We start from the raw sequence: 12,514 nt of genomic DNA on the forward strand, positions 1-12,514 counted from the left end.
GAGCGCCCCGGAATCATCGCTCAGCGCACCACGCGTCCCCGGAGAATGATCCGGCTCGGGTGACCGAGGGCCGCGGGATCGGCCGTCGGATCGGTGGCGTAGGCGACGAGGTCGGCGGGGGCGCCGTCGACCAGACCCGGCAGCCCCAGCCAGGCCCGCGCCGTCCAGGACGCCGCGCCCAGGGCGGCCTCGGCGGACAGCCCCGCCCGCACCAGCCAGGCGGCCTCGCCCGCGACCGTTCCGCAGGGGAACGAGTCGGTGCCGGCCAGCACCGTGACCCCCGCCTCATGGGCGGCCCGCACGTTGCCGAACATGGTGTCCCACCCGGCCAGCCACAGATCGCGCCGCAGCCCGGGCTCCCGCGCCCGCATCGCGTCGGACTTCGCACCGAAGACGCCCAGGGTCGGCACGAACGCCGTGCCCTGCGAGGCCATCCGGTCCAGCAGCGCGGGATCCAGATGCATGCCGTGTTCCAGGCTGTCGGCGCCCGCCAGCACCGCGTTGCGCGTGCCCTCGGCCGTCTGGCAGTGCACCGCCACCTTGCCGCCCGCCCCGTGCACGGCGGCCACCACCGCGGTCAGCAGGGCGAGCGGTACCGCCGGCTCGTCCGCGCGCCAGTCGCCGATGACCTTGCACCACCCCGAAGAGGCGGCCGCCTCCTCCAGCGCCGCCCGGACGAGCTCGTCCTCGCCGACGTCCCGGCCGAAGCCGGGGAAGAACCTGCCGGGCGTCGCGAGCCAGCGCCCCGCCGACGTGACCCGCGGCAGCTCCGGATCAGCGTCCACCCACGCGGGCATCCGCGCGGCGGTCCCCGGGGTGCGTACCGCGAGCACCCCGGCGTCCCGGTGCTCGGCCAGCTGTTCGCGCAGCAGCTTCTCGTCGAAGGGTGTGCCGGGGTCCGTTGACCCCGGATGCGTGTGCACGTCGACGAGGCCGGGCAGCAGCCAGCCACCGTCCACGACCGTCCGGGCGCCCCGGCCCGCGCGGCCGCCCGGCGGCGCCCCGGCCCGGAGCACCTCTCCGTCGGTCCAGAACGAGCGCTCCTCGCGCTCCGGCAGCACCACGCCTCGTATGCACAGCATCCGCCGACGGTACGTCAGGCGGCGCAGCGCACCCCCGGTGCACACCGGCACATTGCGGAAGGTTCGGCTCCGGCCCCTTGTCGGCGGCCCCCACACCATGCGATACAGGTCTGGACCAATTGCTGTCGGATGGAAGGCAACACCGTGCAACGCCCCCACGCAACCGCCGCGTTGGCCTGCTCCGCCGCCCTGCTCCTCGCCACGCTCACCGCCTGCGGCTCCGAAGCCGAGGCGGACACCAGGAAACCGACCGCGCCGCACGGAGTGACCGCCCAGGCGAGCAGTGCCACCTCCGCGCACGTCATGTGGGAACCGGCCACCGACGACAAGGCCGTCACCGGGTACGAGGTCTACCGCCAGGGCAGGAAGGTGAAGTCCGTGCCCGCGGCCAAGGTGATGATCGACGTCGACGGGCTGGCCGCCTCGACCGCGTACACCTTCACCGTCCGCGCCCGGGACGCCGCCGGGAATCTCTCCACGCCGAGCGCCGCCGCGGCCGTGACCACCCCGGCGCCGACCCCGGCCGATCACGAGGCCCCGACCCGGCCGGTGAAACTGCGCGGCAAGGCCGACGGCGGCCGGGCCGCGACGCTGTCCTGGGGCGGCTCCACGGACGACATCGGTGTCACCTCGTACGACATCTACCAGGAGGGCTCCCGCATCCACAGCGTGCCCGGTACGCGGACCACGGCCCGGCTGACGGGGCTGCGGCCCGGCACCGTCTACACCTTCACCGTCCGCGCCCGCGACGCGGCCGACACCTCGTCGGCCGACAGCAACACCTTCGACCTCACCACCGCGACCGCCCCCGGCGCGCCCGCGAGCACCGCCCCCACCGACCTGCGGGTCACGAGCACCGCCCAGGGCCGGGAGTACGCCGTGGACCTGGACTGGAAGCAGCCGGAGACCGGCGGCGAGATCCCCGCGTACCAGCTCTACCTCGACGGCCGGCTGACCACCACGATCGTCTGGGGCGGCGAGCCGCCCGCGGGCCGGGCGAGCTACCGGCTGACGGTCACCGACCCGCGCGGCACCCGCTACTCGATGAAGATCCGCGCCAAGCTCCCGGACGGGAAGTGGGGCGACTTCTCGGCGGCGCGCACCGTCGTGCTCGGCGGCTGAGCGGTGAGATCCGGGGCTCCTCGTGATGCGGGCGGGGAGCCCCGACGGCCTCAAGTGGTCTGTACCTATTGACGACTTGGTCCAGACCAATTAGCTTCCCCTGTGCTCCATGGAACGACATGAACCCGCTCCCCCCGAGGACCGCCTCACCGGTCCCAGCCGCAAGGGAGAACCATGTTCGAGCACACGCCCCTCAGACGGAGAACGGCGACCGCCCTCCTCGCCGTTCTCGCGCTCCTTCTCGCCCTGCTGTCCCTGCAGACGGCCCCCGCGCACGCCGCGGGCAAGCTGACGGCGACCTTCACCTCGGCCGACAACGGCCCGTGGTGGAAGGGCACCTACGTCCTGCGCAACGACACCGACACGGCCGTCACCGGCTGGAGCCTCGAGTTCGACCTGCCGGCCGGGGTCGCGCTCAGCTCCTCGTACAACGGCACCGTCACCGCCCGGGGCAGCCACATCACCGCGGTCAACGCCCACTACAACGGTACGGTCGCCGCGCACAGCACCACCGAGCCGTACAGCTACTGGTTCGTCGCCACCGGCCCGATCACCGCACCGACCGGCTGCCGGATCAACGGCGACAAGTGCGACGGCTCCGCCGACGCCCCGCCCGGCGCACCCGGCGGGCTCAAGCGGACCGATGTGACCGCCCGCACCGCCTCGCTGTCGTGGACGGCCGCCGCCGCGGGGGACTTCCCGGTGGCCTCGTACGACATCCTGGCGGGCGGCAAGGTGGTCGGCTCGGCGACCGCGGCGACCTCCGCCACCGTCACCGGTCTCACCCCCGCCACCGCCTACGCCTTCACCGTCCGGGCCAAGGACACCCGCGGCAACACCTCCGCCGAGAGCGCCCCCCTGACCGTCACCACGGTCGACCCGGCCACCGACACCTCCCCGCCGACGGCCCCCGGCGCCCTGCACGCCACCGCGACCGACTCCTCGTCCGTCACGCTGTCCTGGACCGCCGCGACGGACAACCAGCGGGTCGCCGCGTACGACATCCACCGCGGCTCCGCCCTCGCCACGACGGTCTCCGGCACCACGACCACCGCCACCATCGGCGGCCTGTCCCCCTCGACCTCGTACACCTTCACCGTCAGGGCGCGTGACGCGGCCGACAACGCCTCGCCGGCGAGCAGCACCCTCACCGTGAAGACCGACGACATCGTCGGCGCGGGCAACTACGCGAAGGTCGGCTACTTCGTCCAGTGGGGGATCTACGGCCGCCAGTACTTCGTCAAGAACCTCCACGACTCCGGCGCCGCCGGCAAGCTCGACATCGTCAACTACGCCTTCGCCAACATCGATCCCGCCAACCTCACCTGCCTGAACGGCGTCACCAAGGGCACCACCGCCGACCCGCAGGACCCCGAGCAGGGCACCGGTGCGGGCGACGCGGACGCCGACTACGCCCGCCCGTTCAGCGCCGCCCAGTCCGTGGACGGCGTCGCGGACGACGGCTGGGGCAAACTGCGCGGAAACTTCAACCAGTTGAAGAAGCTGAAGCAGCTCCACCCGGACCTCAAGATCGTGGTCTCGCTCGGCGGCTGGACGTACTCGAAGTACTTCTCCGACGTCGCCGCCACCGACGCCGCGCGCAAGAAGTTCGTCTCCTCCTGCATCGACATGTACATCAAGGGCAATCTGCCCGCGTACGGCGGCGCGGGCGGCCCCGGCACCGCGGCCGGCATCTTCGACGGCTTCGACATCGACTGGGAGTGGCCCGGCACCGGCACCGGACACCCCGGCAACCACTACTCACCCGACGACAAGGGCAACCTCACCCTGCTGCTCGCCGAGTTCCGCAAGCAGTTGGACGCCCTCGGCGGCGGCCACCGCCTGCTGACCGCCTTCACTCCCGCCGACCCGCAGAAGATCGGTGAGGGCTGGGACCTGTCCAAGGTCTTCGACTCGCTGGACGTCGCCAACGTCCAGGGCTACGACTTCCACGGCTCCGGCAGCGACAACTCCTGGGAACCGAACCGCACCGGCCACCAGGCCAACCTCTACCCGGACGCCCAGGACCCGTACGGCTTCCACTTCAGCGCGGACGCCGCCATCAAGGCGTACACGGACGCGGGCGTCGAGCCCCGCAAACTGACCCTCGGCATCCCGTTCTACGGCCGCGGCTGGCAGAACGTCACCGACGGCGGCGCGGCGGGCGAATGGCAGCCGGCGGGCGGCGCGGCCCCCGGCCAGTTCGCCGAGGAGGCCGGCACCCGGGGGTACTCCAACCTCATCGGCGCGTACCCCACGATGGCGGTCCGTCACGACGAACAGTCCGTATCGACTTACGGATACACCGGCAACCAGTGGTGGTCCTTCGACGACACCTGGTCCATCGGGAAGAAGACGGCGTACGTGAAGGACAAGGGCCTGCTGGGCGTCATGGTCTGGGAGATGTCGGGTGACACCCCGCAGGGGACGCTGATGGGCGCGCTCGACTCCGGGCTGAAGTAGCCGCGGACACGCCTCCGCCCCCGGTGCTGTGCGGTACCGGGGGCGGAGGCGCACGCGAGTCGCGTCAGCGCAGCTGCTCGTACGCGGGCAGCGTCAGGAAGTCCGCGTAGTCCTGGTCCAGGGAGACCTGGAGCAGGAGGTCGTGGGCCTGCTGCCACTTGCCGGCCGCGAAGGCCTCGTCGCCGACCTCGGTGCGGATCGCGGCGAGTTCCTCGGCCGCGACCTTGCGGGCCAGGTCCGCCGTGGCGTGCTCGCCGTTCTCGAAGACGACGTCCGCGTTGATCCACTGCCAGATCTGCGAGCGCGAGATCTCGGCGGTGGCCGCGTCCTCCATCAGGTTGAAGATGGCGACCGCGCCCATGCCGCGCAGCCACGCCTCGATGTAGCGGATGCCGACCGCGACGGCGTTGCGCAGACCGTCGTACGTGGGCTTGGCGTGCAGGGTGTCGATGGCGATCAGGTCGCCGGCCGCCACCGAGACGTCCTCGCGCAGGCGCTCCTTCTGGTTCGGCTTCTCGCCGAGGACCGCGTCGAAGGAGGCCATGGCGATCGGGACCAGGTCGGGGTGGGCGACCCAGGAGCCGTCGAAGCCGTCGCCGGCCTCGCGGTCCTTGTCGGCCTTGACCTTCTCGAAGGCGACCTTGTTGACCTCGGCGTCGCGGCGCGAGGGGATGAAGGCCGCCATGCCGCCGATCGCGTGGGCGCCGCGCTTGTGGCAGGTGCGGACGAGGAGTTCGGTGTACGCCCGCATGAACGGCGCGGTCATCGTCACCGCGTTGCGGTCCGGCAGGACGAACTTGGAGCCGCCGTCACGGAAGTTCTTGACGATGGAGAAGAGGTAGTCCCAGCGGCCCGCGTTCAGCCCGGAGGCGTGGTCGCGGAGCTCGTAGAGGATCTCCTCCATCTCGTACGCGGCGGTGATCGTCTCGATCAGGACCGTGGCGCGGACGGTGCCCTGCGGGATGTCGTTGTAGTCCTGGGCGAAGACGAAGATGTCGTTCCAGAGGCGTGCCTCCAGGTGCGACTCCGTCTTCGGCAGGTAGAAGTACGGGCCCTTGCCGAGGTCGATCAGGCGCTGGGCGTTGTGGAAGAAGTAGAGGCCGAAGTCGACCAGCGCGCCGGGCACCGGGGTGCCGTCGAGCGTGAGGTGACGCTCGTCCAGGTGCCAGCCGCGGGGGCGGGTGACGACGGTGGCGAGCTCGTCGGCGGGCTTCAGGGCGTACGACTTGCCGGACTTCGGGTCGGTGAAGTCGATGGCGCGGTTGTACGCGTCGATGAGGTTGAGCTGGCCGAGGACGACGTTCTCCCACGTGGGGGCGGACGCGTCCTCGAAGTCGGCGAGCCAGACCTTCGCGCCCGAGTTCAGGGCGTTGATGGTCATCTTGCGGTCGGTCGGACCGGTGATCTCCACCCGGCGGTCGTTCAGCGCCGCCGGCGCCGGTGCGACCTTCCAGGAGTCGTCCGCGCGGATCGCGGCGGTCTCCGGGAGGAAGTCCAGCGTGGAGGTGCGGGCGATCTCGGCGCGGCGCTCACCGCGCCGGGCGAGCAGCTCGTCGCGCCGGGGCGTGAACCGGCGGTGCAGCTCGGCCACGAACGCGAGGGCCGCGGGGGTGAGGACCTCGTCCTGCCGGGGCAGGGGCTCGGCATCGACGATGGCCAGCGAGGACGGCGCTGGTGCGGACATGAGCTGTCACTCCTTCAGCGGGCGGTGCGGGCGGCGTCTCACGGCCGCCGGGTCGCCTGGAACGGCACGGCGTGCCATGGCTCCGGGATACGGCCGTGGTCGCCGTCTGAGGTGCAGAGGGCTTCTGACCAGTGGATAGTAGTTTCCTCATGGTGGAAGTTCAATGGTTTGTTGATGTCGAGATTCTCCGGGTCGACAGAAAAGGGCGGTTGCTGGCGCAGCGTGCCAGTGCGTTCACTCAAGGTGCGCCAGGTCCTCCGCCGTGTCGATGTCGTACGCCTGAGCCACATCGGAACACTCGACGAGCGTGATCGCATCGCGGTGCGCCCGCAGGTACGCCCGGGCGCCCTGGTCTCCCACCGCCCCCGCCGCGATCTCTGCCCACAGGTCGGCCCCGAACAGCACCGGATGGCCGCGTTCCCCCTCGTACGAGGCCGCTGCCAGACTCGTCCGCGAGCGGTACGCCGACCGCACCCGCGCCACCGCCGCGGCGGTGATCCCGGGCTGGTCCACCAGGAGGACGAGCACCGCGTCCGCGCCCGCCCCGGCGAGGGAGGCGAGACCCGCCCGCAGCGAGGACCCCATGCCCTCGGTCCACTCCGGGTTGACGGTCACCGTGACGTCCGAGAGGTCCGCACGCGCCCGCACCTCGTCGGCCGCCGCACCCAGCACCGCGTGGACCGGTCCGCAGCCGCCCTCCCGGAGGGTGTTCACCGCGTGGTCGGCCAGCAGGCCGCCCCGGTGCTCCAGCAGGGCCTTCGGACGGCCGCCCAGCCTGCGTCCGCCGCCCGCCGCGAGGAGCAGTCCGGCGATCACGGGGGAGGTGGAAGGGACAGGTGAGGAGGGAGCGTGCGGTGTGCTTGTCATTCCGCCTGGATACCCCAGACGGGCGGTTCGCGCACGGACCGGGCCGCGCCGCCCGTACGCGTCAACGCCCGGGACACTCCGAGTTCCGTCCGCGGAGTGGCGCACGACACCTGTCATGGCGTTAACTTGCCCGCATCCCCGGACACTTGACCACGGTCCGGGGCCTGGTCGAAACACCGGCACAAAGATGTGCGAGGGGGAGTGCTTTGTTGAAGAGCGTGGGGCAGGCGCGGGTGACCAGCAGCGGTGAGGACCCGAGAGTGACGGAGCTGCGTGCGGCCGTCTCCCGGCTCCGCAGGGAGCTGGCCGGACATCCCGCGGAGTTCCCGGACCGCGCGATCGCCGAGGACGAGCTGGCGGCGCTGGACGCGATGGCGGCCGGCGGCGGTCCCGAGATTCCCCGGCTCCGCAGGTCGCTGCTGCTGATCGCGGGGGCGGTCGGTTCGGTGAGCGCCCTGGCGTCGGCACTCAGGGACGTACGGATCGCGGTCGATCTCTTCGGCGAGCCGCCGCGCCGCTAAGCCACCGGGGGGCGTGCGTCAGCGGCGGATGAGCCTGCGGGCCGTCGCCGCTGCCACGGCCGCGGTGCGCGAGTCCACGCCCAGCTTGGCGTAGATGTGCACCAGGTGGGACTTGACCGTCGCCTGGCTGAGGAACAGCTTCTTGCTGATCCGGAGGTTCGACAGTCCCTCGCCGACCAGTTGCAGGACCTCCAGCTCGCGCTTGGTGAGCGCCTGCGCCGGGGTCCGCATCCGGTCCATCAGCCGGTGCGCGACGGCCGGTGCGAGGGCGGAGCGGCCCGCCGCGGCCGTACGGACCGCTGCGGCCAGCTCCTCCGGCGGTGCGTCCTTGAGCAGATAGCCGGCCGCACCCGCCTCGACCGCCGCCAGGATGTCCGCGTCGGTGTCGTACGTCGTCAGGATCAGCACCCGGGGCGCGTCCGGCGCCGCGGTGATCGCCGCGGTGGCCTCCGAGCCGTGCAGCCCCGCACCGAACTGCAGGTCCATCAGGACGACGTCGAACGCACCGGTCGCGGCCAGGGCGACCGCCCGTTCGGCGGTCGGTGCCTCGGCGACGACGCGGAAGTCCGGCTCGGTGTCGAGGACGGCCCGCAGGCCCGCCCGTACCACCGGATGGTCGTCGGCGAGCAGCAGCCGGATCGGATCGGGCGGCGGCGCGCTCATGCGGCGTCCTGTCCGGTACGGGCGGCGGTGAGCGGCAGCGGCAGGGTGAGGGCGACGGCCGTGCCCTGCTCGGGCGCCGACTCCACGCTCAGCGTGCCGCCCAGCGAACGGGCCCGGGACCGCATGGCCGGCAGACCGAACCCGCTCGTCCCGGTGGCCGGGCCGGTACCGGCCCGGGTGCCTTCCGCGAAACCGCGGCCGTCGTCGACCACGTCAAGCGACACCGAGGTGTCCATGAAGCTCAGGGTGATCTCGGCCCGCCGCGCCCCGGCGTGCTGCACCGTGTTGGCCAGTGCCGACTGAGCGGTACGCAGCAGCGCCACCTCGTACGGTGTGGGCAGCTCCACCGGGGTGCCGCTGACGGCGAACTGCACCGTGAGCGCGGGCGTGGTGGTCCGGGCCGTGAGCCGTTCCAGGGCGGCCGCCAGTGAGCCGTTCTCCAGATCGGGCGGGGTCAGGGCGCGCACGAAGCGGCGGGCCTCCGCGAGATTGTCCTGGGCGGCCTCGCGGGCCCGTCGGACGTGGGCCGTGGCCGGTGCGTCCGCCGGCAGGGTGCGCTCGGCGGCGCGCAGCAGCAGCTGGATGCTGGAGAGCCCCTGTGCGAGCGTGTCGTGGATCTCCCGGGCCAGCCGCTCGCGCTCGGCGAGCGTCCCGGCGGCGCGCTCCGCGTCGGCCAGTTCCGCACGCGTAGAGACGAGCTCCTCGATGAGCTCCCGGCGCCGCTCGCTCTCGCGGAACAGCGCGTCGTAGCCGACGACCGTCGCGACGGCGACCGCCGCGCCCAGCAGCGGGCCGATGAACGTGCCGGGGGTGACCTCGGCGCCGTGCAGCAGGAAGCTGGCGATGGCGGCCGCCGCCGTCGCCGCCACGGCCGGCAGGCCCCAGCGCATCGGCAGCAGGTGCAGCTGGAGGAAGTAGAGCGGGAAGGCCACCCACAGCGCGTCCGGCGACAGCAGCAGCAGCACCAGCCAGAGCGCCCCCAGCACCGCCAGCCAGAGCGCCCCGGCCCGGGTCCGCGGCTGCACGGCGGGGGCCAGCGCCCCGGCCGCGTACACCGCGGCCAGCACGCAGGAGGCCGCGACGACGGCGCCGGCGCGCGGCTCCCCGCCGCTGACCGCCTTGACGGCGGCGAGCGCCAGCAGGCCCAGCAGCAGGGCGTGCAGACACAGCCGCAGTGCGGCGGCGACCGGGGGATGGACACGCGTTTCCATGATTCGTCCAGCGTAGACGCGGGGCGCGCGGGGCCGGTCAATCGAAAGGTTGATGTCGGGACCGGCCCGCGGGCGATGTCCCGGCGGCCGGGAAACACGAGCCTGGAGTCATGTTCGTCGCATGGAGAGATCTTCGGTTCGCCAAGGGCCGGTTCGCGCTCATGGGCACGGTCGTGGTGCTGATCACGCTGCTCGTGGGTCTGCTGTCCGGCCTCACCGCCGGGCTGGCCCGGGAGAACACCTCGGCCGTCACCGGGCTGGACGCCGACCACCTGGCGTTCGCCGCCCCGCCCGACGGCCGGTCGGTGTCCTTCACCGATTCGGCCGTCCGGGAGCCCGCCTGGCGGAGCTGGGCGAAGCGGCCGGGGGTCGAGTCGGCGCAGCCGCTCGGGATCCGCACGCTGAACGCCGCCGCGGTGGCGGGGGAGCGGACGGCGGCCGTCTCGGCCTTCGGCGTCGAGCCCGGCAGCGGCCTCGCGCCCCGGGGCGCCCCGGTCGGACCCGGCGAGGTCGTGCTCTCCGGGCAGGCCGCCGAGGACCTGGCGGCCGGTACCGGTGACCGGCTGCGGATCGGCGGCGCCGAGGTGACCGTCGCGGCGGTCGCGGGCGACGCCTCGTACAGCCACACGCCCGTCGTGTGGACCGCGCTCGCCGACTGGCAGCGCTTCGGGGGCGACGGCGCGGACGGTGCCGCGCACGCCACCGTGATCGCGCTGACCACCACCGGCGGCGCCGATCTCGCCGCCGGTGACCGGGCGGCGGGCACCAGCACGCTCACGCTCGACGACTCCCTCACCGCCATCGGCTCCTACCAGGCCGAGAACGGCTCCCTCCAGCTGATGCGCGGTTTCCTCTTCGCCATCTCCGCCCTGGTCATCGGCGCCTTCTTCACCGTCTGGACGATCCAGCGCAGCGGCGATGTGGCCGTTCTCAAGGCACTCGGTGCCTCCACGCCGTATCTGCTGCGGGACGCACTGGGCCAGGCCGTGGTGATGCTCGCCATCGGCACCGCACTGGGGACGGCACTCGCCTCCGGCATCGGTGCGCTCGTCAGCGGCGGGGCGGTGCCCTTCGTCCTCGACACGGCGACCGTCCTCGTCCCGGCGGCCGTGATGATCGCCCTCGGCGGCGTCGGGGCGGCCCTGTCCATCCGGCGGATCACCGCCGTCGATCCGCTCACCGCGCTGGGAAGTGCCCGATGACCCTCACCCTCACTGATGTCACCCTCACCTACCCCGACGGCGACGGACGCCTCACCGCCCTGGACCGGGTCGCGCTCGACGTGCCCGCGGGCACGCTCACCGCGGTCGTCGGCCCGTCCGGCTCCGGCAAGTCGAGCCTGCTCGCCGTGGCCGCCACCCTGGTCACCCCGGACGAAGGGGCCGTCGTCGTCGCCGGCACGGACACGGCGGGGCTCGGCGGCGCGGACAAGGCGGCGCTGCGCCGCGAGCGGATCGGCATCGTCTTCCAGCAGCCGAACCTGCTGCCGTCGCTGACCGCAGCCGAACAGCTCCAGGTCATGCGGCACCTGTCGGGAGGCGCGGCCCGGGCCGCGCGGGCCCGGGCGCTGGAACTGCTCGACGCCGTCGGTCTCGCCGACAAGGCCGACCGCCGCCCGCACCAGCTCTCGGGCGGGCAGCGCCAGCGGATCAACATCGCGCGTGCCCTGATGAACGACCCGGCGGTCCTGCTCGTCGACGAACCGACCAGCGCACTGGACCACGAGCGGGGCGCGGCGGTCCTCGATCTGCTGGTCTCGCTGACCCGGCAGCGTTCCACGGCCACGGTCCTGGTCACCCACGACCGGACCCATCTGGACCGGATGGACCGGACCGTCACCATGCAGGACGGCAGGCTGACCGCCCCGGCCCTGGCCTGAGTGCGGAGGGGCGGATACGGGGAGGGGGCGGCCCGGAGCACCTGCGCTCCGGGCCGCCCCCTCCCCGTATCCGTCGGGTCAGCCGGCCGAACCGCTGCTGGCCAGCACCTCGGAGAGTTCCTTCGCGGCCTGCTGGAGGATCGGCACGATCCGCTCGGTGGCGGCCTCGGTCACCCGGCCGGCCGGGCCGGAGATCGAGATCGCGGCGGAGGTCGGGGAGTTGGGGACGGAGACCGCCAGGCAGCGGACCCCTATCTCCTGCTCGTTGTCGTCCACCGCGTAGCCGACCCGGCGGACCTGCTCCAGGGCGTCCAGGAAACCGTCCGGCGTGGTGATCGTCTTCTCGGTGGCGGCCGGCATCCCGGTCCGCGCGAGCAGGGCCCGCACCTCGTCCGGCGGGGTGTGCGCCAGCAGCGCCTTGCCGACGCCGGTGGAGTGCGGCAGCACCCGGCGGCCGACCTCGGTGAACATGCGCATCGAGTGCTTGGAGGGCACCTGCGCCACGTACACGATCTCGTCGCCGTCGAGCAGCGCCATGTTGGCCGTCTCGCCGGTCTCCTCGACCAGCCGGGCCAGATACGGGCGGGCCCAGGTGCCGAGCAGCCGGGCGGCGGACTCGCCGAGGCGGATCAGGCGCGGGCCGAGCGCGTACCGGCGGTTGGGCTGCTGGCGCACGTATCCGCAGACCACCAGCGTGCGCATCAGCCGGTGAATGGTGGGCAGCGGGAGTCCGCTGCTCGCGGAGAGCTCGCTCAGACCGACCTCGCCCCCGGCATCGGCCATCCGCTCCAGCAGATCGAAGGCGCGCTCAAGGGACTGCACACCGCCGCTGGAACCGGCGGGCTTGGAGTCGGAAGTGCTGGCGTGGGACGGCGGCACGTCAACGGTCCTTTCGAAGCGGAAGAGCAAGGCAGCAGCCTACCGGGCACTTCCCGATCGGCCCACTGTCGCAGGGGCACCGTCCTGGCCGGTCAGGGCTCGTTTGTCCGGGTGTCCGGTGCTGGGCCGCCGGTCGGTGGGGC

12 protein-coding genes are annotated in these 12,514 nt (G+C 72.8%); 5 read left to right on the plus strand and 7 right to left on the minus strand.

Features of this window, described 5'->3' with window-relative positions; genetic code table 11:
* Positions 1-20 precede the first annotated feature (20 nt).
* The gene (locus OG408_RS32100) at positions 21-1,082 is read right to left on the minus strand and encodes an amidohydrolase family protein (protein ID WP_326673340.1); all 1,062 of its coding nucleotides are present in this window, start codon (positions 1,080-1,082) and stop codon (positions 21-23) included.
* Between the two features lie 129 nt (positions 1,083-1,211).
* On the opposite strand from OG408_RS32100, the gene OG408_RS32105 reads away from it, so the two are divergent.
* The gene (locus OG408_RS32105) at positions 1,212-2,204 is read left to right on the plus strand and encodes a fibronectin type III domain-containing protein (RefSeq protein WP_266784507.1); all 993 of its coding nucleotides are present in this window, start codon (positions 1,212-1,214) and stop codon (positions 2,202-2,204) included.
* Positions 2,205-2,378: 174 nt separating this feature from the next.
* The gene (locus OG408_RS32110) at positions 2,379-4,667 is read left to right on the plus strand and encodes a glycosyl hydrolase family 18 protein (RefSeq protein WP_326673341.1); all 2,289 of its coding nucleotides are present in this window, start codon (positions 2,379-2,381) and stop codon (positions 4,665-4,667) included.
* A 64-nt stretch (positions 4,668-4,731) separates the two neighbouring features.
* Here OG408_RS32110 and aceB read toward each other — a convergent pair whose 3' ends face one another.
* The 3 genes from aceB to OG408_RS32125 are packed head-to-tail and all read right to left on the minus strand — an operon-like array spanning position 4,732 to position 7,218.
* Positions 4,732-6,351, minus strand: coding sequence for a malate synthase A (gene aceB, locus OG408_RS32115; RefSeq protein WP_326673342.1), 1,620 nt, complete (start codon positions 6,349-6,351; stop codon positions 4,732-4,734).
* A gap of 38 nt (positions 6,352-6,389) precedes the next feature.
* Positions 6,390-6,593 carry a hypothetical protein gene (locus OG408_RS32120; RefSeq protein WP_266784521.1) on the minus strand — a complete coding sequence of 68 codons (204 nt, stop codon included), beginning with the start codon at positions 6,591-6,593 and terminating at the stop codon, positions 6,390-6,392.
* Positions 6,586-7,218: a nucleotidyltransferase family protein gene (locus tag OG408_RS32125; RefSeq protein WP_266784523.1), complete on the minus strand. Its 633-nt coding sequence runs from the start codon at positions 7,216-7,218 to the stop codon at positions 6,586-6,588. The genes OG408_RS32120 and OG408_RS32125 overlap by 8 nt, the downstream gene beginning before the upstream one ends.
* Before the next feature lie 218 nt (positions 7,219-7,436).
* Between OG408_RS32125 and OG408_RS32130 the strand changes: the two genes are divergently transcribed.
* Positions 7,437-7,739 (plus strand): DUF5955 family protein, encoded by a 303-nt coding sequence (locus OG408_RS32130; RefSeq protein ID WP_266786543.1) that lies wholly within the window; start codon positions 7,437-7,439, stop codon positions 7,737-7,739.
* An 18-nt stretch (positions 7,740-7,757) separates the two neighbouring features.
* Here the strand turns inward: OG408_RS32130 and OG408_RS32135 are convergent, their stop codons facing one another.
* Together OG408_RS32135 and OG408_RS32140 are read right to left on the minus strand one after the other, a co-directional pair.
* Positions 7,758-8,402 carry a response regulator gene (locus OG408_RS32135; protein ID WP_266784525.1) on the minus strand — a complete coding sequence of 215 codons (645 nt, stop codon included), beginning with the start codon at positions 8,400-8,402 and terminating at the stop codon, positions 7,758-7,760.
* Positions 8,399-9,613, minus strand: a complete 1,215-nt coding sequence (locus tag OG408_RS32140; RefSeq protein WP_326673343.1) for a sensor histidine kinase — start codon at positions 9,611-9,613, stop codon at positions 8,399-8,401. The genes OG408_RS32135 and OG408_RS32140 overlap by 4 nt, the downstream gene beginning before the upstream one ends.
* Before the next feature lie 110 nt (positions 9,614-9,723).
* Here OG408_RS32140 and OG408_RS32145 point away from each other — a divergent pair, with 110 nt between their 5' ends.
* Positions 9,724-10,815: an ABC transporter permease gene (locus OG408_RS32145; RefSeq protein WP_266784529.1), complete on the plus strand. Its 1,092-nt coding sequence runs from the start codon at positions 9,724-9,726 to the stop codon at positions 10,813-10,815.
* Positions 10,812-11,492, plus strand: a complete 681-nt coding sequence (locus OG408_RS32150) for an ABC transporter ATP-binding protein (protein ID WP_285565789.1) — start codon at positions 10,812-10,814, stop codon at positions 11,490-11,492. Before OG408_RS32145 ends, OG408_RS32150 begins: the two co-directional genes overlap by 4 nt.
* A 78-nt stretch (positions 11,493-11,570) precedes the next feature.
* On the opposite strand, the gene OG408_RS32155 is transcribed toward OG408_RS32150, so the two are convergent.
* The gene (locus tag OG408_RS32155) at positions 11,571-12,371 is read right to left on the minus strand and encodes an IclR family transcriptional regulator (protein WP_266784533.1); all 801 of its coding nucleotides are present in this window, start codon (positions 12,369-12,371) and stop codon (positions 11,571-11,573) included.
* Positions 12,372-12,514: the final 143 nt, after the last annotated feature.

The organism is Streptomyces sp. NBC_01257 (assembly GCF_035917255.1).
GTDB lineage: Bacteria > Actinomycetota > Actinomycetes > Streptomycetales > Streptomycetaceae > Streptomyces.